This window comes from Streptomyces prunicolor NBRC 13075 (assembly GCF_000367365.1).
GTDB classification, from domain to species: Bacteria; Actinomycetota; Actinomycetes; order Streptomycetales; family Streptomycetaceae; genus Streptomyces; species Streptomyces prunicolor.
On record NZ_BARF01000013.1, the window covers coordinates 40,620 to 67,543 of the forward strand.

The window sequence follows — 26,924 nt, forward strand, 5'->3', positions numbered from 1 at the left end:
TGACTGTGGCAGCGGTCGCCCCCGGTCCCGGGTTGCCGTAGTAGGCGTCGGGGCCGTGTTTGCGGGTGTAGTGGCGGGCCAGCAGGTGTGGGGGTGGTGGGCTGTCGGGGACAGGGCCAGGGTGTTGATGGCCATGTCCGCTACGGCTTCGCAGATGATGGCGTGTTCGAGGGATGTGCGGGCGGTGGGGCCCCAGGTGAAGGGGCCGTGGTTGGCGACGAGGGCGGCCGGGACCTCGGTCGCCCGTTGGTCGTCGCCTTTCAGCAGGTCGGCGATGATCCGGCCGGTGTTGTACTCGTAGTCCTCCTTGCACTGGTCGGGGGTGAGGTCGGGGGTGCAGGGGATGGGTCCGTCGAAGGTGTCGGCGTGGGTGGTGCCCAGGACCGGTATGTCGCGGCGGGTCTGGGCGAAGGCGACGGCGTGGGTGGAGTGGGTGTGGGTGATGCCGCCGATGGAGGGGAAGGCGAGGTAGAGGCAGCGGTGGGTCTCGGTGTCGGTGGAGGGGCGCAGGTCGCCGTCGACCGCCTTGCCGTCGGACAGGCGGACCGTCACCAGGTGGTCGAGGGCGAGGTCCTGGTAGGGCACCCCCGAGGGCTTGATGACGAAGACTCCCGCCTGGCGGTCGACGCCGCTGACGTTGCCCCAGGTCAGCGTCGCCAGTCCGGCCTGGGGGATGGTCAGGTTGGCGTCCAGTACCTCGTGCCGCAGGCCGTCACGGACTCGCGCGGTCATCGGTGTTCTCCTTGCAGAGAGATCAGGATCACGGGTGTCACAGGGCCTGGGCGAGGCGGTGGTAGGCGGCGTTCCAGCGGATCTCCTTGGCGAGGTGTCCGGTGCTGGTGGTCTCGTCGATGGTCAGCAGTTCCACGCCGGCCATGTTGGCGTAGTCGGTCAGGGTCTCGGTGTCGACGGCCGAGCTGAGCACGGTGTGGTGCGGGGCGCCCGCGAGCAGCCAGCTCTCGGCGGACTCGGCGAGGGAGGGGCGCGGCTTCCATACGGCCCGGGCCACCGGCAGGCGGCGCAGGGGTTCGCTGGGGGTGACGACGTCGACGGTGTTGGCGGTCAGCCGGAAGCGGTCGCCGAGGTCGGAGAGGCCGACGACGACGGCGGGGCCGGGGGCCGCGTTGAAGACGAGGCGGACCGGGTCCTCGCGGCCGCCGATGGACAGGGGGTGGATTTCGCAGCTGGGGCGCTCGGCGGCCATCGGCGATCGAGGGGCAGACTTCCAGCATGTGGGCGCCGAGGATGCGGGGGGTGCCGGGGCCGAGGTGGTAGGTGTAGTCCTCCATGAAGGTGGTGCCGCCGGGCCGGCCGGCGCCCATGACCTTCATCGTGCGCAGCAGCGCGGAGGTCTTCCAGTCGCCTTCGCCGCCGAAGCCGTAGCCGTCGGCCATCAGGCGCTGGACGGCGAGACCGGGCAACTGGCGCAGCCCGCCGAGGTCTTCGAAGGTGGTGGTGAACGCGGTGAAGTTGCCCTCGGTGAGGAAGGTGCGCAGGCCGATCTCCTGGCGGGCCGCGTACAGCAGCGAGTCGTGGCGGATGCCGCCGGGGCGCAGTGCCGGGACGACGTCGTACGACTCGGCGTACTCGGCGGCGAGTTGGGCGGCTTCCTTGTCCTCGACCTCGTCGACCACGGCCACCAGGTCGTTGACCGCGTACGTGTTCACCGAGTAGCCGAACCGCAGTTGGGCCTCCACCTTGTCGCCCTCGGTCACGGCGACATCGCGCATGTTGTCGCCGAAGCGGGCCAGGCGCAGGGTGCGTGAGGCGTGCCGGCCGACGGCGGCCCGCGCCCAGGCCGCCACCCGCCGGACGACCCTCGGGTCGGTGGCGTGACCGGCGACTATCTTGCGGTCGATGCCGAGCCGGGACTCGATGTGGGCGAACTCCCGGTCGCCGTGGGCGGCTTGGTTGAGGTTCATGAAGTCCATGTCGATGCTGGGCCAGGGCAGCGACAGGTTGTACTGGGTGTGCAGGTGCAGCAACGGCCGGTCAAGGGCGCTGAGTCCGGCGATCCACATCTTGGCCGGCGAGAACGTGTGCATCCACACGATCACGCCCACACAGGTGTCGGAGGCGCTCGCCTCCTGGCACAGCCGGCGGATCGCGTCGGCGTCGGTGAGGACCGGCTTCCACACGGTCCTGACCGGGATCTTGCCGGGGCCGGAGAGGATCTCGGCGATGCTGCGGGACTGTTCGGCGACCTGGTGCAGGATGTCGTCGCCGTACAGGCCCTGGCTGCCGGTGAGAAACCAGATCTCCTGGCCGGGGTAGGGCGCGTGGTTGGTGTTCATGAGGGTTCCTTTCGAAGGGAGTTGACCGCCGAGCGGGGGCGGAGCGCGGAAGGGGTGCCGCTCAGGCGGAGGCCTCGGCGCGGAGGTGGCGCAGCCGGTGCATGACCTCGTTGGCGCCGCGGCCGAAGTAGTCGTGCAGGAGCCGGTATTCGGCGTAGAGGCGGTCGTAGGCGGCCGCGCGTTCCGGGTCGGGCTGGTACACGGCCGGGCGGGCCTTGGCCATCGCGTGGGCGGCGGCCCGGATGTCGGGGTACACGCCGGCCGCGACCGCCGCGTGCATCGCCGCACCCAGTGCGGGACCCTGCGCCGAGTCGATGACACCGAGGGGGAGGCGGGTCACGTCGGCGTAGATCTGCATCAGCAGCGGGTTCTTCATCAGGCCGCCCGCGACGATCAGTTCGCGCACCGGCACGCCGGACGTCTCGAACGCCTCGATGATGGTGCGGGTGCCGAAGGCGGTGGCCTCCAGCAGCGCCCGGTAGATCTCCTCGGGGCGGGTGGACAGGGTCAGGCCCACCACGACACCGCTGAGGTCGTGGTCGACGAGGACGCTGCGGTTGCCGCTCTGCCAGTCCAGCGCGATCAACCCGTGCTGGCCCACCCGCTGTTGGGCGGCCAGCGCGGTGAGATGTTCGTGCGGGTCGCGGCCGAGCGCGGCGGCCTGTTCGGCGTACGACGCGGGGAAGGCGGTGCGCACGAACCAGCCGAAGATGTCGCCGACGCCGCTCTGCCCGGCCTCATAACCCCACAGGCCGGGCAGGATGCCGCCCTTAACCACCCCGCACATGCCCGGCACTTCGGCCCACCGGTCGCTGCTCATCACATGACAGGTGGAGGTGCCCATGATGGCGACCATCCGGCCCGGTTCAACGGCGGTGGCCGCAGGGGCGGTGACGTGGGCGTCGACGTTCCCGACACACACGGCGATGCCCTCGGGCAGACCCGTCCACGAGGCCGCCTCCGCCGTCAGCCCACCGGCGCGGTCGCCGAGCTGGCCGATCGGCTGGTCCAGCTTGTCGGCCACGAAGCCGGCGAAGCCGGGGTTGAGCGCGGCCAGGTAGTCGGGGGAGGGGTAACTGCCGTCCTGGTACTGGCCCTTGTAACCGGCGGTGCACGCGTTGCGGACATACATGCCGGACAGCCGCCAGACGATCCAGTCGGCGGCCTCGGTCCAGCACTCGGTCAACGCGTAGAGCTCGGGGTCCTCTTCGAGGAGTTGCAGGGCCTTGGCGAACTCCCACTCCGAGGAGATCTTCCCGCCGTACCGCTGCAGCCAGGGCTCCTTGCGGGCGGCGGCCAGGGCGGTGATGCGGTCGGCCTGGGCCTGCGCCGCGTGGTGACGCCAGAGCTTGACGTACGCGTGCGGGCGGCCGGCGAGGTCCGGGAGTTCGCACAGGGGCGTGCCGTCGGCGAGGACCGGGAGGACCGTGCACGCGGTGAAGTCCGTGCCGATACCGACGACCTGGTCCGGCCGGACACCCGAGCGGGCCAGCGCCTCGGGTACGGCGATACGCAGCACGTCGACGTAGTCCGAGGGGACCTGGAGCGCCCAGTCGGGCGGCAACGGCGTCCCGTCGGGCAGCGCCCGGTCGAGGACGGCATGGGTGTACGGGTGCTCGGCGGCGGCCAGTTCGGCGCCGTCAGCGACACGAACCACCACGGCCCGCCCGGACAACGTCCCGAAGTCGACTCCGATGACGAAGGTGTCGGGATGGGTGTGTTCGCTGTTCTCGGCGTTCACCACCGGGCCACCCTTCTGTTCGATATTTCAGGCATTGTTCGACATGTCGAATGTAGTGGAGAATAAATCTCTGGGATGGAACCCCCGGTCGGGGCCCCGGCACAAGTGCCCGGGCCCCGACCGGAGTCGGCGGTCAGCCGGAGACCGGCGCGACCGAGATGCGGTCGATGTTGGGTGCGTAGGCGCTCGCGTTGGCGAAGCTGATGGTGTTGGTGCCGGCCGTGAGGGTCACCGGGACGGGCAGGTCCCAGTAGCTGGACCAGCTGTAGTTGTTGCGGAACATGACGGTCTGCGCGGTGCCGCCGTTGATGGAGATCTGGGCCGCCCGAGAGACCACGTTGGTGTTGTAGTTCCCGGAGCCGGAGACCTGGTCGTTGGCGTAGCGGACGTTCATGACGTACCGCCCGGCACTGGCCGCCGTTACCTGGAAGGTGAGCGTGTTGGCCGAGCCGTTGCCGACATAGCCGACGTACTTGCCGCCCGAGGCCCAGCTGTCCGAGGTGGCGGCGGCTGTACCCGCGAGGGTCGCGCTCTCGGCCTCGTAGGCGGAGACGCCCGTGGTGTCACCGCTCGCGGCCACCCGCAGATCGCGCAGGGTCAGCGTGGTCGAGCCCGAAGTGGCCGCCGTGATGCGGTTGTTGCCCGCCGACAGATACAGCCGCGAACTCTTGTCGGTCAGCGTGCCGCTCGTGGAGGCCAGCGTGACGGCGGTCGCGCCGTCCAGGGTGAGGGTGCCCGACCCGTTGGAGGAGTAGTCGGTGTGCACGGTGTAGTAGCCGTCGGTCGGCGCGTAGACGTCGAAGGCGGCGGAGGTGCCCGAGGTCAGGGCCAGCGCACCGGCACCCGTCGTACCGGACGCGGTGTAGTTGTAGGTCGGCGAGCCGGTGATGTCCGCGTACGTGGCCGGGTACGAGGTGTCCGCCGTGGAGGCCGCGGTGAGGTCGATCTTGTCGAGGGTGACTTCGTTCGTGCCCTTGGCCAGCGTGATCGTGTGCGTGCCCGCCGTCAGGGAGACCGAGGCGCTCGCCGTGGAGCGGTAGGTCCAGTTCAGGGTCGGTGTGTAGGTGACCGCCTGGGAGGAGCCGCCGTCGACCGTGAGGGTCTGGGTCGCCGGGCCGCTGGACAGTTTGCCGTAGAAGACGTTCAGGTTGTACGTGCCCGTGGTCGGCGCGTTGATGGTGAAGGCGACCTTGCTGTCCGACTGGTTCAGGCTGCCGACGTCCTTCGTGCCCGAAGTGGCGTACCCGTAGGCGTTGGTGACGCTGCCCTGGGTGTAGACGGTGCCGTCGGTGATGGTCGCGTTCTCGGCCTCGTACGACGCCGTCGCCGGGGTGCTCGCGGCGGTGGGTGTGCCGGTGCCGGCCGGGTTGACGACGATGCGGTAGGCCGACATCGGGTCGAGGCTGGTCAGCGGGACGGTGATGCTGCCGTCAGAAGCGACCGTGTACGTGCTGCGGGCCAGCACGGTCGGCGCCGGGCCTGCACCCTCGTAACCGCTCCAAGCGGTGCGCTCCACCGAGACGTTGACGGTGCTGCCGAACGACGACGGTACGTTCTTGATCACCGTGTTCGCCGAGCCGGAGGTGCCGCCGCCGAGGAGTACCTGGGCCTGCTTGCGGCCGGTGTCGAGGGATGCGATGGCCTGCAGTGTGTCGATGACGTTGGACTGCGGCGGGGTCACCTTGGTGGTCTGGCCGGTGAGGCCCGCGTACCAACGCAGCAGCCACCAGTCGCCGTTGGGGATGTTGGTCTGGCTGACGTTGCCGTCCAGGTTCCCCGCGATGTCCCAGTACGCCTGGTCGGCGTAGACCTTGTTCCGCTCGAACATGGACATCCACTGGACCATCTGACCCGGCACCGAGAGGTCGCGGCGGTCGCCGTACTCGTTGATGTTGACCGGGCGGGGGCTGATGCCCGCGTTGGTCTCGATGGTGCGGTAGGCGGCCAGGTTGCCCTCGAAGTTGGAGAGGGAGGTCGGGTCCAGCTCGTGCCAAGTGGTCATGTCCGGAAGGACGTTGTTGGCCTTGGCCCACGGATAGAAGTCGCCCATCAGGCGGGCGTCGTAGTGCGTCTCGTTCGGGCCGGCGATCCGCGCGTTCGGGATGATCGAGCGGATCTTGTTGTAGACCGTCGTCCAGTCGCTCTCGAAGCTCGCGAGCGCACTCTGGTACGTGGCGGTGGCCGAACTGCCCAGCCCCGTATACCAGTTGCCGTCCGGCTCGTTGAACGGCACCCACACGAACGTGCTCGCGTCGGAGCGGGCCGCGACCTTGGTGACCATCGTGGTGACCTTGGTGAGGTAGTCGCTCAGACCGAGGTTCTCGTATGGCCACGAGGCGTAGATGTCCTGCATGTAGATGAGGTTGTCTCCGCCGCCACCGCGGGCGAACTCCGGCTGGACGACCAGCGCGTCACCGTTCGGGTGCTGGGTGCCGTCGGGCGCCTTCTGCGCAATGGACGTCATGTGCAGGGGAGTTACGAGGTTGTCGCCCGGAACTCCGTCGTCGCTGAGGCCGTACAGGGCGCCGTTGGCTCCGTGCATGACCGCGCCGGTGGTGGTGCCGAGGTCGACGCTCAGCGTCGGGGTGGCCGCCTGCGCGGCGGGGACGGTCAGCGCCGTGCCCAGGAGGGCGGCGGTCACCACGGTCACGCCCATGAGGGCGCGAACGGAACGGGATCTACGGGGTGTTCGAGGCATGGCTGTCCTCCTCCTCCCGCAGCGTTGCGGGAGGCTGTCGGGTACTTCGGGGGTGACCGGGGCGGCTCAACAGGCCGAACCCCGGGGCTGCTTGGCCTACTTGACGGCGCCGCTCGTGATGCCGGAGACGATGCGGCGCTGCGCTATGACGAAGACGAGGACCATGGGGAGGCTCATCATCACGACGTAGGCGAAGATCAGGTGCCAGTTGTTGAGGTACAGCTGGGCGTTGGCGACCTGGTAGAGGTTGAGCGGCAGGGTGGCCTTGTCGCCGCCGCCGAGGACGAAGAAGGCGTAGAAGATGTCGCTCCAGGCGTAGAGCATCACCATGATCGTCGCGGTGGCGATGACCGGGCGCAGGAGCGGCAGGATGATGCGGAAGAAGACCCGGATCGGGCCCGCGCCGTCCATGCGGGCGGCCTCCTCCAGCTCCTCGGGGAGGGCTCGGATGAACCCCGTCATGAAGAAGATCGAGGTGGACAGGTACATCCCGGCGTAGACACCGATCATGCCGGGTCGGGTGCCGGCCAGGCCGAGTTGGCGCAGTTCCATGACGATGGTGATCACGGCGGGCGGGAGCAGCAGGCCGCTGATGCTCAGCGCGTACAGGGTGTTGACCAGGCGGCCCTTGCGGCGGGCGAACACCCAGGCGGCGCCCGCTCCGAGGAGCAGCACGAGGACGACGGACGGGGCGACGACCAGGAGGCTGTTGACGAAGCCCTGGACGATCTTGCCCTCGTCGAAGCTCTGCTTGTAGTTCGCGGCGGCCTGGACGTGGTGGGGCAGGGACAGGTTGGGCTTGATCGCCTCGGACTGCGGTTTGAACGAGGTGACCGCGACCAGCCAGAGCGGGATGCCGATGGTGACGCCGGCGACGATCAGGACGACGAGCGGCTGGATCCAGCGCAGCGGGCGCCGGTGCGCGGGGGCGAACGCGGTAGCGGTGGTCACTGGTTGTTCTCCCTGCGGCGCAGGCCGACGATGACGGGCACGGCGAGGACGACGACGATGAGGAAGAGCACCAGGCTCATCGCGGACGCCTGCGCGTACAGGCCCTGGCCGAAGATGCGGAACATGTAGATGTTGAAGACCTCGGTCTCGCCGCCGGGACCGCCTCCGGTGGTCGCCTGCACGATGTCGAAGGTGTTCATGGAACCGATCAGCGCGGTCGTCACATTGAAGGTGACGGCGGGCGCGAGCAGCGGGAACCTGACCGACCAGAAAGTGCGCCACCAGCCGGCCCCGTCGATCCGGGCCGCCTCCAGCACATCACCGGGCATGCTCTTCAGGCCCGCCAAGTAGATCAGCATGGCCAGGCCCATCCACTTCCAGCCGTGGATGAGGGTCACCACCACCAGCGTCCAGGTGGTCGAGCCGAGCCAGGGGGTGTCGACATGGTGTCCCGCGAGCGAGGACAGCACGCTGTTGAGCGCTCCGTCCTGGGCGAGCAGGGCGCGGAAGATGTAGCCGACGGCGAGCGCGGAGATCAGTACCGGGAGGAAGAAGACCGCGCGGAAGAAGCGGTTGAAGCGGGTGTCGCGCTCCAGCAGCAGGGCCAGGGCGAGACCGAAGCCGTTCTGGAAGACGGCCACGAGGACCGCGTACTCCAGGGTGATGCGGATGTCACGGGCCATCGACCCGTCGTGCAGGATGGTGCTGAAGTTCGACAGTCCCACGAAGCCGATCTGCGAGTGGAACGCCGACCAATCGGTGAACGGGTAGACGAAGTTCAGTAGATTCGGCAGCAGGAAGAACACGCCGAACACGGCGAGCGCGGGCAGAGCGAACCACCACGGCTGGTTGGCCTTGCCGCGGAGCCGGTCGCGCCGGGACGGCCGGACCCGGGCTTCGTCCTGTTCCCGGCTCTTCGCGCGCGTGGCGTCGAGAGCGTCCATCGTGGCGGTGTCCACCACTTTCTTACCTCCGGTACGGTCCCCGGGCACGCCGCCGACGGCGGCCCGGGGGCGGGCTGGGCTCAGGGGCGCCGGTCAGAAACCGGAGACGCCGCGCGCCTCGAGGACCTGCTTGAACTGGTCCTCGGCAGCCTGGGCGACCTGGAGCGGGGTCTTCTTGCCGTAGATCATGTCGGCGAGCGCGAGGTGCAGGTCCGGGGCGGTGAGCGCCTTGACCTGGAAGACGCCCTGGGCGCTGGAGAGGGCCTTGGCCTGGGCGATCGCGGTCTGCGGCAGACCGTCGGGGTTGGCCACCGAAGGCTCCACCGACACCAGCTTGTTGGCCTTGATGTAGGCCGGGTAGTCCGGGCCGAGCCAGAAGGACATGAACTGCCGGGCCGCGTTCTGCCGCTTGGTGTCACCGGTGTTGAAGGCGACGACACCGTTCGTCTGGTCCGGCGAGTACTCGGCCTTGGCGGAGCTGTTGGCGATCGGGAACCAGCCGAGCTTCTTGTCCATCTCCGCCGTGCTGGAGGTGGCCTGGATCTCGGACTGGAGCGCGGTGACGTTCACGGCCATCGCGGCGGTGCCGTCCATGATCGCCTTGCCCTGGTCGACGAACGTGGCCGTCTTGTAGTTCTTCTGCGCCAGACCGCCGTCGAGGACCTTCGTCTTGTACTTGGTGATCGCGGCGACGATGGTCTTGTTGGTCCAACTGTCCTTGTTCTTGTTGAGGTTGTGCCAGAAGGACTGCGGCAGATCCGTCATCTGCACCTGCACCTGCCACTGCAACGGCCACTTGTCGCCGCCGACCTCGAAGAACGGCGCGACGCCCGAGACCTTCGACTTGATCTTCGCGGCGTCGGCGAGCAGCTCGTCGTAGCTGCTCGGCAGGGTGGTGATGCCGGCCTTCGCGAAGACGTCCTTGTTGTAGTAGACGCCGAGGACCGCGGGGCTGGTGACGATGGCCGCGTAGCGGTGACCGTCGACCTGGCCGAGGGTCTTCTCCGTGGTGCCGAGCTTGGCGACCCAGTCCTCGTTGTCCAGGATCAGCAGGTTCTTGGCCGGCTGCACGAACGGCAGGGTGCTGCCCGTGGGCTGCCAGAACATCAGGTCCGGCTTGACGCCCGAGGCGAGCTTGGTCGGGACGTTCGACTCGTACGGGTCCGGTATGACCTCGGTGCTGATCTTGGCGCCGGTGGCCTTCTCGAACGGAACGCCTCGATGGCCTGCTTGGGCTCCGAGACGCTGTTCTGGGCGACCCACATGGTGAGCTTGACGCCCTTGAGGGAGGCGGTCGGGTTGACCGAACCCTCGGGCGCGGCGGCCGTGGTGGCACCCGTGCTGTCACTGCACGCGGTCGCGGTCAGCCCGAGGACACAGGCGGTGGCAAGGACGGAGACGGCTCTTCTCATGTCGGATCCCTGTTCGTACGCGGAAGGGAGGAAGGCAGGGCGGTGCTGCGGAGTTGTGCGACGGCTGCGGGGAGGGCGGCCGACGGATACGGCGAGCGCGGCGGACGTAACGGATGGGGCGACGGCGGACCTCCGGTCCGGCTCACGCGTCCCGTGGCCCCGAGCTCTCCCGGAGAATGAGGGTGGGTTCGGCCGGTACCGGCGCCGATTCCTGCTGATCGGTGTCGAGTTGGGCGCGCAGCAGCCCGAACGCGGCGCGGCCAAGACCGTGGAAGTCCATGCGGACGGTGGTGAGGGACGGGGTGACGAATGCGGAGTGCGGGGCGTCGTCGAAGCCGATGACGCTGACGTCCTCCGGGACCCGCCGGCCCGCGTGATGCAGGGCCCGCAGTACACCCAGCGCCAGGTCGTCGTTGCCGCACAGGATCGCGGTGACGTCCTTGTTCCGGGCGAGCTTCTTCCCCGCCTCGTAGCCGGCCTGGGCGTCCCAGCCCTTGCCCGACGTCGGGGGAGGGGTGACGCCGGCCGCTTCCAGGGCCTGGCGCCAGCCCTCGGCGCGCGGTGCCAGGCGGCGGGTTCCGGTCGAGGCGGGGATCGCCACGTAGTGGACGGTCTCGTGCCCGAGTGACAGCAGGTGCTCGGTGGCGGCCCGGGCCGCCTCACGGTCGTCGGCCCACACCGCGGGACGGCTCGGTGTCCGGCCCGGCCGTGGCGCCTCCACCAGCGCCGCGCACGGCACATGCGCCGGTACGCGGTCCAGGGCCGCGGCACCGATCGCGTCGAAGCCGATGACCACCACGCCGCCACCGGTGTCGGCGGCCGCGGCGATCGTGCGGTCCAGGTCGTCCTCCGGGGTCACGACCCGTACGCCGAGCGCGTATCCGGCGGCGCGGGACGCCTCCTCCAGGCCCTGCAGGGTGGCCGCATAGCCGTAGAGGACGGTGTTCGACGTGATGACCGTGACCGAGCGGGTGACCCCGCTGGCCAGGGCGAACGCGGTGGCGTTGCGTCGGAAGCCGAGGGTCTGGATGGCGGCGTCGACGCGCTTTCGGGTCTCCTCCTTGACGTTCGGGTGGCCGTTGATGACCCGCGAAACGGTCTGGTAGGAGACGCCTGCGGCAGCCGCGACGTCGCGGATACTGGCGGCTTTCTGCGGCCCCTGAGGGGGGTCGCCGTGGCCGCCGAAGCTTGTGTGACCGGTCACATCCATGCGAGGATTGTGAGCGGTCACAACGTGGGCGTCAAGAGACCGTAACTGGGGATTTACCTTTCGAACACGCCGACCGGAGCGGGGAGATCCCGCCCGGCGAGTGAGAAGCCCCAGTTCAGCGCCTGTACGAGAGCCGCAGGACCGAACTGTCCCAGAAGGGGAAATTGTGTTGACCGGTGTCGTCGAAACAGTCGAGAGGTCCCGTATCTGGTCGCACCCGGAGCTCGGGTTGCACGCCGTCCTGGACGCCAACGGGTCTGTGAGGCTGGGGAGTTCAGGCCAGGACTGGGACCGCCTGGTCCCCCTCGTCGAGGTCACCGCGACCGGTCACGGGCGCCTGTGGTCGGGGGAGCGCTTCATCGAGACGGCCATCGGCGAGCGCCTGGCCTACCGCAGCCATGACACGCAGACACTGCGGGACGGCGGCCTGGAGCGTACGACGATCCGGCTCGCGGACCCGGTGACCGGACTGGCCGCCGAGGTCACCCTGGAGGCGAGCCCCGGCGCGAGCTTCCTGCGCTCACGGGTGCGGCTGGTCAACGAGGGCGTCGCTCCCCTCCGGTTGGAGAGCGTGACGACTCTGACCGTCGGCGGGATCACTTCCGCTGTTGCCGAATCCTCCGTCGCTGAATCCTCTGTCGCCGAAGACGGCCTCGACGGGCTGACGTTGCACTGGGCGGACAACGACTGGCTCGCCGAATGCCGTTGGCACCGGGCCGAACTCCGTGACGAGGTCGTGCCGTTGAGCCGGTTCGCCCACGGGCGCGAGGGGCGCGGCTGCTTCGAGCGCTACTCGCAGGGGAGTTGGTCCACCGGCCGGCACCTCCCGGTCGCCGCCCTCACCGACCGGGAGGGCAACGCCTGGCTGTGGCAGATCGAGTCCAGCGCGGGCTGGCGCTTCGAGACCGGCGAACGCGAGGGCGCGGCCTACGTCGCCCTGTTCGGACCCGACGACGCCCACCACCAGTGGCACCAACTCCTCGCCTCCGGTGAGGACTTCCACACCGTCCCCGCCGTCCTCGTCCGCGCGGGGACCGGCGGCCTGGACGCCGCCTTCGGCACCCTCACGGACTACCGCCGGGGCATCCGCCGCGACCACCCCGATCACCACACCCTTCCGGTGATCTACAACGACTACATGAACACCCTGAACGGCGACCCCACCACCGAACGGCTCCTGCCGCTCATCGAGTCGGCGGCGGCAGCGGGCGCCGAGGTCTTCGTCATCGACGCCGGCTGGTACGACGACGACGCCCAGGGCTGGTGGGACTCGGTCGGCGCGTGGGAGCCCGCGCCCAACCGTTTCCCGGGCGGCATACAGGAAGTCCTCGATGCCATCACGAAGGGTGGCATGGCCCCGGGCCTCTGGCTCGAACCCGAAGTCGTGGGCGTACGCAGCCCGTTGGCACAGACCCTGCCCCCCGAGGCGTTCTTCCGGCGCGGCGGTGTGCGCGTCACGGAACACGGACGGCACCACCTGGACCTGCGCCACCCGGCCGCCCGCGCCCACCTCGACGAGGTCGTGGACCGGCTGGTGGGGGAGTGGGGTGTCGGCTATCTGAAGCTGGACTACAACATCAACATCGGCCCGGGCACGGAGAACGGGACCGAGAGCGCGGGCGCCGGACTGCTCGGGCACCACCGCGCCCACCTCGACTGGATGGCCGGACTCCTCGACCGCCATCCTCAACTCGTCCTGGAGAACTGCGGATCGGGCGGCCTGCGCATGGACTACGCCCAACTGGCCGTCGCCCAGCTCCAGTCCACCAGCGACCAGCAGGACCCGCTGCGCTACCCGCCCATCACCGCGGCGGCGGCCACCGCCGCGACGCCGGAGCAGGCCGCGGTGTGGGCGTACCCCCAGCCGGACCAGACCTTCGACGAGATCGCCTTCACCCTCACCGGTCCGCTCCTCGGCCGTGTCCACCTCTCCGGCTTCATCAACCTCATGGACGACGAGCAGTTCGACCTCGTCCGCTCGGCGGTCTCCGTCTACAAGGAGGTCCGGGGGGAGATCGGTACGGCGCATCCGTTCTGGCCGCTGGGTCTTCCCGGGTGGGAGGACGGGTGGATCGCGCACGGGCTGCGGGGGGCGGAGTCGACGTACGTGATGGTGTGGAGACGGAAGTCGGACGACACCGGGCGCGCTCTCACGGTCCCGCATCTGCGCGGTGCCTCGGTGCGCGCGACCGTGCTGTATCCGGGGACCTCGGACGCGGGCGTGGAATGGGACGCGGCCGAGGGGCGGTTGACGGTGTCGCTGCCTCGCACCGACACCGCTGTTCTCGTGCGGCTGAGCGCCGGCTGAGCCGTACGGTCGCTGGAGTCCTTACGTCCCGTGGAGTCCTTCCGTCCGCCGGGCCGGAGGACTCCACGGCTGTCGTTGCACGACTGATCCATCGGTGATCGTCATACGACGGATTTCGCGCAGGTTCCGTCAGAAAAGTGCCTTCAAGTGGCAATGCCGGGCTGTGGATGCTTCATCCGTTTCCCGCCCCTAGAGTTCTTGAAGTCCACTTTCGGAGGCGGGACCGATTGTGCAGGTATCCGTGACAAGGCAGTACACCGGTCAACCCGTCAGGACGTCGAGCTTCGTCGGCCGGCGTCAGGAGACCGCCGAGGTCAAGCGGCTGGTGGCCGCCCACCGGCTGGTGAGTCTGACCGGGACGGGCGGTGTCGGCAAGACCAGGCTGGCGCTGCACGCCGTGCCCCGGCTGGCACGGGCCTTCGCCGACGGGGTGCACATCGTGCAACTGGCGGGTGTGCGAGACGCGTCGCTGGTGCCGCTCGCGCTGATCGAGGCGCTCAACATCCGTGACGTGTCGGGGCGTTCGCCGGTGCGGGTTCTCATCGACCAGCTCCAGGAACGGGAGTTGCTGCTCGTCCTCGACAACTGCGAACATCTGGCGGACGCGTGCGCACGGCTCGTCGAGACGCTGCTCGCGGAGACCGCGGCGGTGCGGGTGCTGGCCACCAGCAGACATCCGCTGGACGTGCCCGCCCAACACGTCCTGGAAGTACAGCCGTTGGCGACTCCGACGCCGGGCGAGCCGTTGCCGCCCAGGCCCGCGCTGGAGTACCCGGCGCTGGCCCTGTTCGCCGATCGCGCCGCCACCGTACTGCCGGGGTTCTCCCTCACCGCGGCCAACCAGGACGCGGTCGCCGCCCTGTGCCGCCGGCTGGACGGGCTGCCGCTCGCGATCGAACTGGCGGCGGTACGGATGCGCGCCCTCGGCGTGCAGCAGCTGCTCGACCGCCTCGACCGCCGCCACCGGTTGCTGGCCGACAGCGGGGACACCGGGGGCCGTGAGGACACGCTGCCCCGGCACCGCACCCTGCGCGCGGCCGTCGACTGGAGCCACGACCTGTGCACACCCGAGGAACAGACGGTGTGGGCGCGGGCCTCCGTCTTCGCCGGGAGCTTCGACCTGGGCGCGGCCGAGGAGGTCTGCGCCGGGCCCGGCCTCGACCGGGACGAGATGGTGGACGCCGTGGCCGGTCTGGTCGACAAGTCGCTGCTGGTCCGGGACGGCGACGCCGTCCACGCCCGGTACCGGATGCTGGAGTCGATCCGGCAGTACGGCCTCGACCGGCTCCGCGAGGACGGCGCCCACGCGGAGGAGGCGGCCCGGCGCCGGGTGCGGGACTGGTGCCTGGACTTCGTCGAGGAGTGCGAGCGGCGCTGGTTCGGCCCCGACCAGCCGGAGTTGGTCCGCCGGCTGCACGCGGAGTCGGACCTCATCCGCTCGGCGTTCGAGTTCTGCCTGAACACACCGGGGGAGCTGCGGGCCGGGCTGAAGCTGGCCGGGCACCTCTGGTTCTTCTGGTTCGCGACCGGCGCCCTGGTCGAGGGCAGGTACTGGCTGGAGCGACTGCTCGCCGCCGCCCCCGAGCCGTCCGTCGCACGGGCCCGGTGCCTGTGGGCCCTGGCCCTGATGCTGCTGAGCCAGGGCAACGCGGTCCGGGCCGCACCCCTCGTCGAGGAGGCCCGCGAACTGGCCCTGCGGCTGGGCGACGAGGCCGAGGTCGCGCATACCTTCTTCGGTCGCGGCGGCGCCTGCCTGATCAGCGGTGACTACGACCGGGCGCGGGCCGTCTACGAGGAGGCGCTCTCCCTCCCGCCGCGCGAGGGCGAGTCGATGAGCCTGGTCGGCTTCAAGTACGTGGAGCTGGCCCATGTCCTCGCCATCCAGGGCGAGTACGACCGCGCGATGGCCCTGTGCGAGGAGTTCCGGCAGGTCTGCCTGACCTACGGCGAACAGTGGGTCCACTCCTACCTCCTGCGCATCCTCGCCTTCGCCGAGTGGGCCAAGGGCGACCGGGCGGCGGCCAGGGTCCACGCCCGGGAGTGCCTACGGCTCAAGCGGGCGGTCGGCGATGTGTTCGGCACCGGCATGACGCTGGAGCTGCTCGCCGCGGTCCACGCGCGTGACGGCGAGGGCCGCCCCGCCGCCGTACTGCTGGGCGCCGCCAAACGGATCTGGCAGGACGCCCACGTGGCGCTTGACCGCACCCCGTCCCACGGACCGGTGCGCACCGAGGCCGAGGAAGGCGCCCGCGCGCTGCTGGGCGACGCGTTCAAGAGCGCCTACCGCGAGGGCCTCGAACTCACCTCGGACCACGCGGTCGCCTACGCCCTGGGCGAGCGGGAGTCCGTGGCCCGGCCGGTGCTCGACAGCCCGCTCACCCGGCGGGAGGCGGAGGTCGCCGAGCTGATCGCGGAGGGGCTGACCAACCAGCAGATCGCCGACCGGCTGGTCGTCGCGCTGCGGACGGCGGAGGGCCATGTGGAGCGCATCCTCAGCAAGTTGGGCTTCACCTCGCGCAGCCAGGTGGCCGTCTGGGCCGAGGGACGTCGGGCCACCCGCCCGTGACGACGTACGGCCGCGAACGGAACGAAGACGTACTGCCGTGAACCGACCGACAAGGAAGGCAGACCGATGGAACACGGAGAACCCACCCCGCCTGTCCCCCTCGTGAAGCACCACGCCGGCATCCACTCGTCCGACGAGGAGTTCCTGGCGGTGGTGGTGCCGTTCCTCAGGGACGGCATCCTCGCCGAGGACGAACCGGACCCGGTGGTCATCACCACCCCGCGCAAACTGGACCTGCTGCGGGACGTGCTCGGCCCCGACGCCCGCCAGGTCGACTTCCGCGACTCCGCCCGCTGGTACCGCGGCAGCCCCGCGAACAGCATGGCCACCGCCCTCGACTACTACGTCACGCACGCGAGCCCCGAGGGCCTGCTCCACATGACGGGCGAGCCGGTCTGGGACGGCCGCACAGCACGCCAGATCCCCGAGTGGAAACGCTACGAGGCACTCGCCACCGAACTTTTCACCGGCGCCCCGCCCGACCTGATGTGCCTGTACGACACCCGGACCGCCCCGCCCGACGTCGTCGACGCGGCCCGGCACACCCACCCGACGGAGCTCAACCGGCAAGGCGTGCAGCCCAGTTCGCTCTTCACGGAGCCCGCCGTCTACGCGACCCAGGGCCTCGGCCCGCTGCCCGCGCCGCCGCCGGACGCGGTCGGGGTCGGCCTCGACGGGGACCTGACCGCCGGTCACCGGTTCGCGGCGGACCAGGCACGGGCCCGCGGCATGGCCCCCGAGGAGGCGGCCCGGTTCGGGCAGGCCGTGTCCGGCGCCACGCGCTACGCGGCTTCCCAGGGCTGCGACAGCGCGCACCTGCGGCTGTGGTCGACCCGGCAGCGCATCATCTGCGAGGTGCGCACCCCGCGCGGCCGTATCACCGACCCGTTCCTCGGCTTCCGGCCGCCGGGTGCCGAAGCGCGGCCGGAGGACGGGCTCTGGCACACCCGCCAGGTCTGCGAGTTCGTGGACATGCGGTCCGGCGACGAGGCGCGGGAAGGCTGGACCATCCGGATGGAGACGGCCCTCGTCACGGCAGGTTGACGAACCGGCCCGTGGATCCGGGTAGTTCCCCCCGTGCCTCGAAGGGCACGGCGGACGCATGGTGGATACGAGGCCGGGTCTGTTGGCGGACCCCGCCTCCCACCACACGGACCGAACGCCCCAGGGGCCGAAGGGAAACGACCATGCCGAACGACCGTCGACGCGGCCTGCCGACCGTGGGCGATGGCTGCACCACGATCCTGGGCCCGGGAAAGTCCTCGGTCCGCCAGGCCAGGGAACTCGTCCGCAAACGGCTCGCCGAATACGGCCTCCAGGACCTGGTGGACATCGCCGAACTGCTGGTCAGCGAACTCGCCACCAACGCCGTCGTGCACGCGGGCGGCCGCTACCGGCTCACCCTGACCCTGGGCGTCGGCACCCTGCGCTGCGAGGTGGCGGACGAGCGGCGCCACCTTCCCCGACCGCCGCACCGGCACGCCGAGCGCGACGACCACCTCGACGTCGACCCCGACAGCGAGAACGGCCGCGGGCTGTTCCTGGTCGACGCGCTCGCCCACCGCTGGGGCAGCCGCCTCGTCGAGGAGGGCAAGGAGGTCTGGTTCGAGCTGGAGACCGACGCGCCGGACAGCACGGGCGACAACGCGGCGGAGACGGACGTACACCTCCCGGCCCCGGCCCGGCCGCGGGCCCAAGAGCCGCACGGCTGTGCCGAGTTGGATCACGAGCGGGCGGATCACCACTACAGCCCTGACGGCGACCGCGCCGAGGATCTCGGGCTGCTCGGCCGGTACCGCCCACGGCGTCCGGTGCCGGGAACGGTGTCGCGGGCGCCCCATGGTTCGGTGTCGGCCGCTGTTTCCGCTTGAGCACGTCCACCGGTGAGCACGGCCACTGGTGAGCACGGCCACTGGTGAGCACGTCTATGGGCGGGTCCGCTCACGCGGTGGTCCCGTGCTGGGCGCGGCCGGATCCACCCCGTCGGCCAGCAGCCGCGTCGGCAACCACCAAGCCGCCGCGCACACGCACACTCCGAGCCAGCCGACGGCGAACAGCCAGCCGCCGACGACATCCGTGAACCAGTGCACGCCCAGATACACCCGGGTCAGTCCGACCAGCGCGCCCCAGCAGCCGACGGCCAGGCACAGCGGGGTTCTCCCGTGCGGGGCGCGCACGCATATCGCGAGGATCACCAGCCCGGCGGTGAGCGCCGCCGTGGTGGTGTGGCCGGAGGGGAAGGACCAACCCGAGGCGTTTCCGGCCCAGTTGCCCATCGCCGGGCGGGGCCGCGAGACCAGTTCCATCGCGCCGTAGCGCAGGCCCTGGCCGGCGGCGAGGCAGGCTGTGGCCAGGGTCGCGGCGAGCAGACGTCCGCGTGCGGTGCGGCCGGTGAGGAGTCCGGCGAGGACGACGAGGGCGTACGGGATGACGCCCGTGCCGGTCGCGGTCAGGCCGCGGGCCACCGCCAGCGCCATGTCCGGGCGGTGCGCGACGGACCAGGACAGCGCGTCCTCGTCCGTGAACAGCGGAGCGCCCTCGTGCCCGATCACGACCATGCTCAGCACGCCGAACGCGGTCCAGGCGCCGAGGCTCAGGCTGCCCGCCAGTTCGGCGGTGTCCTCGCGGTTCATGACACCAGCAGGGGTCGCAGTCGGGTGGCCGTGATCCGCCGGGTCAGGGAGTCCGGCCGGCGCTTCAGCAGCGTCATCGCGCCGAGCGCCAGGAGCGTGCCGACGGCCACGCCCGCCACCACGTCGTGCGGATAGTGGACCCCGACCCAGACCCGGGAGGCCGCCATCGCGAGCGCGGCCACGGCGGCGACCGCACCGATTCGGCGCGAGACGAAGAACAGGGCGACCGCTGCCGCCGCGGCGATGGTGGCGTGGTTGCTCGGGAAGGACCAGTCGCCCTGCGCCGGACACGCCTCCAGCGTGACCACCCGCAGGGTCCGACACGGCCGGTTCTCCCGCACCACCGCCTTGAGCAGCGAGTCGATGCCGTACGCGGCGACCACGACCACCGGCACGGCCAGTGCCGTCACCGCCGCCTCGGCACCGACCCGGCGGGCCCGCCACCAGCCCACGACCATCAGCACGGCGAACAGCGCAAGCCCGTACGTCGACCACACCGAGATCGCGCTGTCCAGCCAAGTGGGCGCGTGCTGCGCGGAGTCGACCACATCCGTGTAGGCCTCGCCGTCGACGGACGCCCCCTGGAACGCGACGAGGATCATCCGTGCACCTCCCGGGCGAACATCACCACACCGACCTCCATCGCTGACTACAAATCTGTAGACGGTCTACTCAACTGTAGACGATCGCGGCGCACGGGAAGTTCCGCCCTTTTGCCCGGTCATTGCCGCTTCATGACTGACTGACTACATGTATGTAGTCATGATGGTCCGCGAAGTAAGGCATGCCTTCACTAACCCAGGAGGGGTCGCACCCAATGTGGGACGACGCGTTTCCGAGCTTTCTGATCGGACTGAGGGAGGGGCTGGAGGCCGGGCTCATCGTCTCGATCCTGGTCGCCACCCTCGTCCGCGCCGACGCCAGGTCCCGGCTGCCGCAGGTGTGGACGGGCGTCCTGGCGGCGATCGCCCTGGCGATGAGCTTCGGCGCGGTGCTCACCTTCACCGCGGCGAACCTCTCCGCCACGGCTCAGGAAGCGTTCGGCGGCGTCCTCAGTGTGATCGCCGTCGCGTTCGTCACCGCGATGGTGTTCTGGATGCGCCGCTCGGCCCGTACCTTCTCCGGCGAGATCAGGGAGAAGGTGACCGGCGCGCTGGGCATGGGCGCGGGCGTGCTGATGCTCACCTCGTTCCTCGCGGTGGGCCGCGAGGGCCTGGAGACGGCCCTGTTCCTGTGGACCACGGCCCGCGCGGCCGGTGAGTCCGCGGGCCCCCTGACCGGCGCCGGCATCGGGCTGGTCCTCGCGGCGGCCCTGTGCTGGGGCCTGTACCGCCGGGTCCTCAGGATCAACCTGACGAAGTTCTTCACCGCCACCGGCGTCGTCCTCATCGTCATCGCGGCCGGCGTCCTCGGCTACGGCCTGCGCGACCTCCAGGAGGGCGGTGTCCTCCCCGGCCTGACCACCTACGCCTTCGACCTCAGCGGCAGTGTCGACGCCGGGTCCTGGTACAGCACCCTCATCCAGGGCGTGTTCAACCTGATGCCCACGATGACCTGGCTCCAAGTGGCGGGCTACGTCGGCTATTTGGTGGTGGTGATGCCCCTGTTCGTGCGCGGGGTGAAGACGAAGACGCCCGAACCCGCGCCCACGACAGTCCAGTTGAGCGAGTCGCCCCCGTCACCGCGCCGCCGCTCCGTCTGGGTCGTCCCGGTCGCGGTGGTCGCCGTACCCGCGGTCGTCGCCGGTCTCTTCGTCGCCTTCTCCCGCCCCAAACCCGCGAGTTCGGAGACCGTGGCCGTCTCCGAGACGGAGTGCGGCAAGGGCTTCACCGCGCCCGACACCGGACGGCAGACCTTCCAGATGCACAACACCGGCGACAAGACCGCCGAGGTGTACCTGATCGACCCGGCGAGCAACGCCGTCTACGGCGAGGTCGAGGGCCTCGCTCCCGGCACCACCCGGGACCTGGTCGCCACCGTCGCGGGCGGCTCGTACGCCTGGCGCTGCGTGCCCACCGGCGCGAAGGCCGTCACGTCCGCCACGGTCCATGTCAGCGGCGGGGGAGGCTCGGTGAAGGCGGTCGTCCCCGTCTCCGAGAACGACCTCGCCGCGCCCCTGAAGGCCTACAAGGTGTACGTCGACCAGGGCCTGGCCACCCTCGAGACCCAGACCCGGCAGCTCAGCACCGACATCGCGGGCAACCACCTCGCCAAGGCACGCACCGACTGGCTGACCGCGCACCGCACTTACTCCTCCCTGGGTGCCGCCTACGGAACCTTCGAGGACTTCGACCAGAAGATCAACGGCAGGGCCGACGGGCTGGCCGGGGGAGTCGACAACAAGGACTTCGCGGGCTTCCACCGCATCGAGTACGGGCTCTGGCACGGGCAGTCGGCGGGCGAGTTGAAGGTGCCCGCGCAGCAACTCGCCGCCGCGGTCGTGGGGTTGCGGAAGGCGTTCCCGACCCAGGACTTCGACCCCGGTGACCTGCCGCTGCGGGCCCACGAAATCCTGGAGAACACCCTGCAGTTCGAGCTGACCGGCGATACGGACGAGGGCAGCGGCACCAACCTCGCCACCGTCGACAGCAACCTCGCCGGCACGCGCGAGCTGCTCACCGTACTCGAGCCGCTGCTGACCAAGGAGTCCCCGAAGCTGCTCCCCGGCGTCGACGCCGACATCGCCCGGCTGCAGAAGCTGCTCGACTCGGCGCACCAGGGCGGCAGTTGGACCCCCGTCGAGCAGTTGGACGAGACGGCGAAGGCCCAACTTGACGGCGCCACCGGGCAGTTGCTGGAGGACCTGGCACCGGTGCCGGACCTGCTGGAGATCAGGAAGTCCGCCTGATGAGCACCGGGAACGCGAGCGGTGCCGAGAACACCGGCAGTACTCAGAACAGCCGCAGCACCCAGAACAGCCGTAGCGAGGGGAACTGTCCGATGCCGTCTGCTGAAACCCAGGGCTGCCCGGCCGGAGCCGGTCGCCGTTCCTTCGTGCGGACGGCGCTCGGTGCCGGGGCCGCCGGAGCGGTGCTGGCCGGCGGGGCGTTCGCGCTCGCGGAGACCGGCGGTACGGCTCAGGCGCAGGCCGCCGATACCACGAACGGCGCCAAGGTGCCCTTCCACGGCACCCACCAGGCAGGCATTCTCACCCCCACCCCGGCCGCCGCGACCTTCGTCTCCCTCGACGTGATCGCCGACAACCGCGCCGAACTGACCGACCTGCTGCGCACGATCACCGAACGGGCCCGCTTCCTCACCTCCGGCGGCACCCCCGCCGACCTCGGCGTCGGCGCGCCGCCTGCCGACAACGGCATCCTCGGCCCGGACGTCCCCGCCGACGCCCTCACGGTCACCGTCGGTGTGGGCGCGTCCCTCTTCGACGACCGGTACGGACTCGCCAAGGTCAAGCCGCGCCGACTGACCCCCATGAAGACGTTCCCGAACGACAACCTCCGCGCCGCCGAGTGCCACGGCGACCTGTCGCTCCAGGTGTGCGGCGCCCGCCAGGACACGGTGCTGCACGCGCTGCGGGACATCGCCCGGCACACCCGCGGCGGCATGCAGATCAAGTGGCGCATCGACGGCTTCCAGAACACCCCGCGCCCCACCGGCACCCAGCGCAATCTGCTCGGCTTCAAGGACGGCATAGCCAACCCGGACGTGAAGTCCACCCGTGAGACCGACCGGCTGATCTGGGTCGGCGACGGACAGGGCGAACCGGCCTGGGCGAGCGGCGGCAGCTACCAGGTGATCCGGATCATCCGCATGCTGGTCGAGTTCTGGGACCGGGTCTCACTCAGCGAGCAGGAGCTGATGTTCGGCCGCCGCAAGGACACCGGCGCCCCGCTGGACGGCGCCAAGGAGACGGACATCCCGCACTACGCCAAGGACCCCAAAGGCACGGCGATCCCGCTCGACGCCCACATCCGCCTCGCCAACCCGCGCACCGCCGCCACCGACACCTCGCGCATCCTGCGCCGCGGCTACAACTACGACCGGGGCATCGACGCCGTCGGCAACCTCGACATGGGCCTCGTCTTCTGCTGCTACCAGCAGGACGTGAAGCGCCAGTTCGAGGCGACCCAGACCCGGCTGATCGACGAACCCCTCGTCGACTACATCTCTCCGACCGGCGGCGGCTACTTCTACGCGCTGCCGGGTGTGAAGGACGCCAAGGACTGGCTCGGCAGGGGTTTGATGGCGTCCTGACCAGGGATTTTTCCTCCCATTGGGCAAGACCTGCCGTGGTCTTTGCCGACCGTTACTGCGAATGGGTTGCAGGTACGGGAAGATGGCACGAGGTTGCTCGCGGCAACCGCGCAGCCATGCTCGCACCCGTACCTGTACCCGGCAGAAAGACCCTCCTCGATGACGGCCGCCCCCGAGTCCACTCCGACCCTCCCCGTCACGGCCGCGGCGTCGCGGCCGACGCTCTGGTACCGCGTCCGTACGTCGATGACGCGGCAGGAGTGGACCCGGGTCGGCGGGATGGCCGCGTTCGTGCTGGGGCTGCATGTGATCGGCTGGTTCACGCTCGTGTGGATCGTGGCGCCGGGGCACTACAGCGTCGGCGAGAAGTCCTTCGGTATCGGCATGGGCGTGACCGCGTACACGCTCGGTATGCGGCACGCGTTCGACGCGGACCACATCGCGGCGATCGACAACACGACCCGCAAGCTGATGAGCGAGGGGCAGCGCCCGTTGTCGGTGGGCTTCTGGTTCTCGCTCGGCCACTCCAGCATCGTCTTCGGCCTGACCCTCCTGCTTTCCCTAGGCGTCAAGGCCCTGGCCAACCCGGTCCGCGACGACAACTCCCAACTGCACGACGTCACCGGCCTGATCGGTACGACGGTCTCGGGCACGTTCCTCTACGTCATCGCCGGCATCAACCTCGTCATCATGGCCGGCATCTGGAAGGTGTTCCGCCAGATGCGCTCGGGCCACTACGACGAGGCCGCGCTGGAGGAGCAGCTCAACAACCGCGGCTTCATGAACCGCATCCTCGGCCGCTTCATGAAGTCGATCACCAAGTCCTGGCAGATGTACCCGCTGGGCCTGCTCTTCGGCCTCGGCTTCGACACGGCGACGGAGATCGCGCTGCTGGTCCTCGCCGGTTCGGGCGCCGCGTCCGGCCTGCCCTGGTACGCGATCCTGTGCCTGCCGATCCTCTTCGCGGCCGGTATGTCGCTGCTCGACACGATCGACGGCACGTTCATGAACTTCGCCTACGGCTGGGCGTTCTCCAAGCCGGTCCGCAAGGTCTACTACAACCTCACGATCACCGGCCTGTCCGTCGCCGTCGCCCTGATCATCGGCACGGTCGAACTCCTGGGCCTGTTCGCCGAGAAGCTCGACCTCCACGGCTTCTTCTGGGACTGGGTAGCCGGCCTCGACCTCAACGTCATCGGCTTCCTCATCGTCGGCCTGTTCTTCGCGACCTGGATCGTGGCCCTGCTGGTGTGGAAGTTCGGCCGCATCGAGGAAAAGTGGACAGCGAGTCTGGCTCAACCGGCGCAACAGCCCGCGGAATAGCCGCTATTGGGCAGAGTGACGAACCGGACCGCTCACGGCCGCACCCCCAACTCCTTCCGCCACTTCACGATCTGCTTCTCCGCGTCCCCGGTGTACGACCACGGAGTCGTTGTCGCCCGGCGGCCCATCATGGCCAGGATCGGCGTCGAGATGTCCTTCGTGCCCGCGTAACAGGCCGCGTGGGCGAGGTAGTTGAGGTCGCGGAGTTCGCCGGGTGGGAAGGGACCGTCCTCGCGGGCGGTGATCCAGCGTTGCCAGGTGCGGCGGACGTCGCTGACGGCGCCGTCGTGGGTCCAGTGCTGGCCCAGGCCCACCGCCGCCTGCTGGCCCTTCGCGGCGTCGAGGGCGTAGCGGTACTCCTCGACGCGGGCGTACTGCACCAGGACCGGCAGGGTGCAGCCGGGCGGCGCGACGCCCGCCGCGTCGCGGGCGAAGTCGTACATGAGGCCGTGGCTGCCGTGCCAGCGGGAGGAGTAGTAGTGGAGGATCTGGAGATGGCCCTCGACGCTGTAGGGGTCACGGCGGTGCAACTCGTCCCACCAGCGGGCGAGTTCCTGGCGTCGTACCCCTGAGGGATAGAGGCGGGCCACGGAGATCAGGGAGATCCACGGGGTGGGATCGTCCGGGTACGCCTCCGAGGCCTGGAGGCAGGCCATGACCGCGCCGTCGATACGGTTCCGGTCGATCGGCACGCCCCGGCCCGCCGCGATGGCGATGTTGAACGCCCGGGCCGTCTCCGTCGCCGCGCGCAGCGTGAGCGCGTCGCCGCTGTGCGGTTCGGCGGCCAGCCATGACTCGACCGTCGAACTGCTCGCGCAGGCCTGTGCGAGCGTCCGGATCCGGTGGCCCCGGCCGAGCCAGTGCGCGCCGGTGTTCCGCAGCAGGTCGCGCAGGCCCTGCCAGCGGCCGATGACGATGTCCTGGCGGGCCGAACTGAGGGGAGCGTCCCCGCAGTCGGGGTCGAAGTCGGGGGTGTAGCGGTCTCGCGCCATCGGGTGCCCCTCAGAAGTCGGTGGGGAGACCCTGATGGACCCGGGACTGTTCGGGCACGAAGTCGTCCGGGACGTAGTCCGTCTCGACGGTGTGCGTCGCGTCGAGGCGCGAGGGACGGTAGTAGTCGCTGCCCTGCTTCCAGTACCAGAACATCGGGACCAGCCCTACGGCCAGTCCGCCGACGCCGATGGTGATCGCCGCGTTGCTCAGGCTGCTCAGCGACTCGACGAAGATCCAGAACATGAACAGGGCGCCGAACAGCGGCCACAGTCCGCCGAAGAGGAAGTTCGCCGCGGACTTGAAGAGCATCTTGCGGTAGGCGACGACCACCGCGAGGCCCGCCAGGCCGTAGTACACGGCGATCTGCAGACCGATCGCCGAGATCGCGTCGGAGAGGATCTCGCCCACCGAACCGAGCGCGTTCGAGGCGATGAACATCACCAGCGCCACCCCGCCGACCACGGTGATGGCGACCCAGGGCGTGTTCCAGGTGCGGTGCACCTTGCCCAGCGCGGCCGGCATCGTACGGTCGCGGCCCATCGCGAACAGCGAACGCGTGACCTGGATGAGGGTGGTCTCCAGGGTGGCGATGGTCGACAGCATCACCGACACGATGAGCAACTTACCGCCCCAGCCCGGCCACAGCTCGTCGCCGAGCACGGCCAGGACGTTGGCGTCGTTGTTCTCGATCTGGCGTGAGGTCAGGATGATGTTCACCGCGATGGTGAACACCTCGAAGAGCAGGAACACGATGCCGACGCCGATCAGGCCCGCGAGTCCGGTCGTACGACGGCTGTTGCGGGTCTCCTCGCTGAGGTTGCTGGTGACGTCCCAACCCCAGTAGTAGAACGCGGCGATGAGCGCGCCCGACGCGAAGCCGGACACCCCGTCGAAGTGGCTGAAGCCCAGCCAGGACCAGTCGAAGGCGCGGGCGTTGTCGGTGTGGACGAGGGCGAACACCGCGAACAGCGCCAGGATGCCCAACTCGATGCCGGACATGAGGAGTTGGGCCCGGACCGTGAGCCGGGCGCCGCCGAGCACCACGAGCAGCATGATCACGAACCAGGCCGCCCCCACCACCGTCGACAACGCCGTGTTGTCCGCGAGGCCCTGATCGAAGAGGGACAGCGTCATCGAACCGGCGGGCAGCGACCCGGCGACCATGAAGATGGTCGCGGAGACCACCAGCGCCCAACCGCTGATGAAGCCGAGAAAGGGGTGCAGGGTGCGGCCCACCCAGGAGTAACTGGCCCCCGCGTTCACGTCGATACGGCCGAGATAGCTGAACGCCAGCGCGATGCCCAGCATCGGTATCGCGCAGTAGAGAAGGGCCGCCGGACTGGCCAGCCCCACCGCGCCGACCAGGACCGCCGTGGTCGCGGCCAGCGAGTAGGCCGGGGCGCTGCCCGCCACGGCCATCACCACCGTGTCGAACGTACCGAGGGCATTGGCCTGCAGCCCTCTGCCCCTGTTGTTGCTCATGGATGCGCTGCTTTCCGTCTTGCACGACGTGGGGGGTTGCGCGAACCGGCCCCGGACCCGGAGATGGGGTGGCCTCGGGTCAGTGGCCGGTCGGAACAACAAATAGGGAGTGGTGGATACCCGTTGAACCGCTGCGTCGGCGGACGGTCACACCGTG

17 protein-coding genes and 2 pseudogenes are annotated in these 26,924 nt (G+C 69.8%); 7 read left to right on the forward strand and 12 right to left on the reverse strand.

Annotated elements, in window-relative coordinates:
- Positions 1-25: 25 nt before the first annotated feature.
- The 8 genes and pseudogenes from araD to SPR02S_RS05655 all read right to left on the reverse strand — a co-directional run.
- Positions 26-732: pseudogene (gene araD, locus SPR02S_RS55180) on the reverse strand (L-ribulose-5-phosphate 4-epimerase AraD); the annotation flags it as partial.
- Between the two features lie 37 nt (positions 733-769).
- A pseudogene (gene araA, locus SPR02S_RS55185) lies at positions 770-2,294 on the reverse strand (L-arabinose isomerase).
- 61 nt (positions 2,295-2,355) lie between these two features.
- Positions 2,356-4,038 carry a ribulokinase gene (araB, locus tag SPR02S_RS05630; protein ID WP_019055955.1) on the reverse strand — a complete coding sequence of 561 codons (1,683 nt, stop codon included), beginning with the start codon at positions 4,036-4,038 and terminating at the stop codon, positions 2,356-2,358.
- 130 nt (positions 4,039-4,168) lie between these two features.
- The gene (locus SPR02S_RS05635; RefSeq protein ID WP_026150255.1) at positions 4,169-6,733 is read right to left on the reverse strand and encodes a CBM35 domain-containing protein; all 2,565 of its coding nucleotides are present in this window, start codon (positions 6,731-6,733) and stop codon (positions 4,169-4,171) included.
- 96 nt (positions 6,734-6,829) lie between these two features.
- On the reverse strand, positions 6,830-7,684 hold the full coding sequence (locus tag SPR02S_RS05640) for a carbohydrate ABC transporter permease (RefSeq protein ID WP_019055957.1): 855 nt from the start codon (positions 7,682-7,684) through the stop codon (positions 6,830-6,832).
- Positions 7,681-8,646 (reverse strand): carbohydrate ABC transporter permease, encoded by a 966-nt coding sequence (locus tag SPR02S_RS05645; protein WP_019055958.1) that lies wholly within the window; start codon positions 8,644-8,646, stop codon positions 7,681-7,683. The genes SPR02S_RS05640 and SPR02S_RS05645 overlap by 4 nt, the downstream gene beginning before the upstream one ends.
- Positions 8,647-8,721: 75 nt before the next feature.
- Entirely contained in the window at positions 8,722-9,891 is a 1,170-nt protein-coding gene (locus tag SPR02S_RS55190) for an extracellular solute-binding protein (protein ID WP_306305714.1), read from the reverse strand.
- A 291-nt stretch (positions 9,892-10,182) separates the two neighbouring features.
- Positions 10,183-11,250, reverse strand: coding sequence for a LacI family DNA-binding transcriptional regulator (locus SPR02S_RS05655; RefSeq protein WP_052346921.1), 1,068 nt, complete (start codon positions 11,248-11,250; stop codon positions 10,183-10,185).
- Between the two features lie 169 nt (positions 11,251-11,419).
- On the opposite strand from SPR02S_RS05655, the gene SPR02S_RS05660 reads away from it, so the two are divergent.
- The 4 genes from SPR02S_RS05660 to SPR02S_RS61660 all read left to right on the forward strand — a co-directional run bounded on the left by SPR02S_RS05660 (position 11,420) and on the right by SPR02S_RS61660 (position 17,995).
- Positions 11,420-13,558 carry a glycoside hydrolase family 36 protein gene (locus tag SPR02S_RS05660; protein ID WP_019055960.1) on the forward strand — a complete coding sequence of 713 codons (2,139 nt, stop codon included), beginning with the start codon at positions 11,420-11,422 and terminating at the stop codon, positions 13,556-13,558.
- A gap of 241 nt (positions 13,559-13,799) precedes the next feature.
- The gene (locus SPR02S_RS05665) at positions 13,800-16,124 is read left to right on the forward strand and encodes an ATP-binding protein (protein ID WP_026150258.1); all 2,325 of its coding nucleotides are present in this window, start codon (positions 13,800-13,802) and stop codon (positions 16,122-16,124) included.
- A gap of 66 nt (positions 16,125-16,190) precedes the next feature.
- On the forward strand, positions 16,191-17,168 hold the full coding sequence (locus SPR02S_RS05670) for an anti-sigma factor RsbA family regulatory protein (RefSeq protein ID WP_019055962.1): 978 nt from the start codon (positions 16,191-16,193) through the stop codon (positions 17,166-17,168).
- 143 nt (positions 17,169-17,311) lie between these two features.
- Positions 17,312-17,995, forward strand: coding sequence for an ATP-binding protein (locus tag SPR02S_RS61660; RefSeq protein WP_019055963.1), 684 nt, complete (start codon positions 17,312-17,314; stop codon positions 17,993-17,995).
- A gap of 54 nt (positions 17,996-18,049) precedes the next feature.
- On the opposite strand, the gene SPR02S_RS05680 is transcribed toward SPR02S_RS61660, so the two are convergent.
- A complete protein-coding gene (locus tag SPR02S_RS05680; RefSeq protein ID WP_019055964.1) occupies positions 18,050-18,757 on the reverse strand; it encodes a phosphatase PAP2 family protein in 708 nt (235 codons plus the stop codon).
- Positions 18,754-19,359, reverse strand: a complete 606-nt coding sequence (locus SPR02S_RS05685; RefSeq protein WP_019055965.1) for a phosphatase PAP2 family protein — start codon at positions 19,357-19,359, stop codon at positions 18,754-18,756. The genes SPR02S_RS05680 and SPR02S_RS05685 overlap by 4 nt, the downstream gene beginning before the upstream one ends.
- A 215-nt stretch (positions 19,360-19,574) precedes the next feature.
- Between SPR02S_RS05685 and efeU the strand changes: the two genes are divergently transcribed.
- The 3 genes from efeU (at position 19,575) to nicT (ending at position 24,292) form a co-directional block, all read left to right on the forward strand.
- The gene (gene efeU / locus SPR02S_RS05690) at positions 19,575-21,605 is read left to right on the forward strand and encodes an iron uptake transporter permease EfeU (protein ID WP_019055966.1); all 2,031 of its coding nucleotides are present in this window, start codon (positions 19,575-19,577) and stop codon (positions 21,603-21,605) included.
- Positions 21,606-21,697: 92 nt separating this feature from the next.
- Entirely contained in the window at positions 21,698-22,969 is a 1,272-nt protein-coding gene (efeB, locus tag SPR02S_RS05695) for an iron uptake transporter deferrochelatase/peroxidase subunit (RefSeq protein WP_026150261.1), read from the forward strand.
- Between the two features lie 159 nt (positions 22,970-23,128).
- A complete protein-coding gene (gene nicT / locus SPR02S_RS05700; protein WP_019055968.1) occupies positions 23,129-24,292 on the forward strand; it encodes a Nickel transporter NicT in 1,164 nt (387 codons plus the stop codon).
- A gap of 32 nt (positions 24,293-24,324) precedes the next feature.
- On the opposite strand, the gene SPR02S_RS05705 is transcribed toward nicT, so the two are convergent.
- Positions 24,325-25,284 (reverse strand): hypothetical protein, encoded by a 960-nt coding sequence (locus SPR02S_RS05705; RefSeq protein WP_019055969.1) that lies wholly within the window; start codon positions 25,282-25,284, stop codon positions 24,325-24,327.
- A 10-nt stretch (positions 25,285-25,294) separates the two neighbouring features.
- On the reverse strand, positions 25,295-26,767 hold the full coding sequence (locus SPR02S_RS05710; protein WP_019055970.1) for an APC family permease: 1,473 nt from the start codon (positions 26,765-26,767) through the stop codon (positions 25,295-25,297).
- Positions 26,768-26,924 lie beyond the last annotated feature (157 nt).

Coding starts and splice junctions, on each gene's coding strand:
- SPR02S_RS05680 (WP_019055964.1), bottom strand. CDS start 18,757: ATGAACCGCGAGGACACCGCCGAACTGGCGGGCAGCCTGAGCCTCGGC.
- SPR02S_RS05710 (WP_019055970.1), bottom strand. CDS start 26,767: ATGAGCAACAACAGGGGCAGAGGGCTGCAGGCCAATGCCCTCGGTACG.
- SPR02S_RS61660 (WP_019055963.1), top strand. CDS start 17,312: ATGCCGAACGACCGTCGACGCGGCCTGCCGACCGTGGGCGATGGCTGC.
- efeU (WP_019055966.1), top strand. CDS start 19,575: ATGTGGGACGACGCGTTTCCGAGCTTTCTGATCGGACTGAGGGAGGGG.
- SPR02S_RS05635 (WP_026150255.1), bottom strand. CDS start 6,733: ATGCCTCGAACACCCCGTAGATCCCGTTCCGTTCGCGCCCTCATGGGC.
- SPR02S_RS05655 (WP_052346921.1), bottom strand. CDS start 11,250: ATGGATGTGACCGGTCACACAAGCTTCGGCGGCCACGGCGACCCCCCT.
- SPR02S_RS05685 (WP_019055965.1), bottom strand. CDS start 19,359: ATGATCCTCGTCGCGTTCCAGGGGGCGTCCGTCGACGGCGAGGCCTAC.
- efeB (WP_026150261.1), top strand. CDS start 21,698: ATGCCGTCTGCTGAAACCCAGGGCTGCCCGGCCGGAGCCGGTCGCCGT.
- SPR02S_RS05705 (WP_019055969.1), bottom strand. CDS start 25,284: ATGGCGCGAGACCGCTACACCCCCGACTTCGACCCCGACTGCGGGGAC.
- nicT (WP_019055968.1), top strand. CDS start 23,129: ATGACGGCCGCCCCCGAGTCCACTCCGACCCTCCCCGTCACGGCCGCG.
- SPR02S_RS05670 (WP_019055962.1), top strand. CDS start 16,191: ATGGAACACGGAGAACCCACCCCGCCTGTCCCCCTCGTGAAGCACCAC.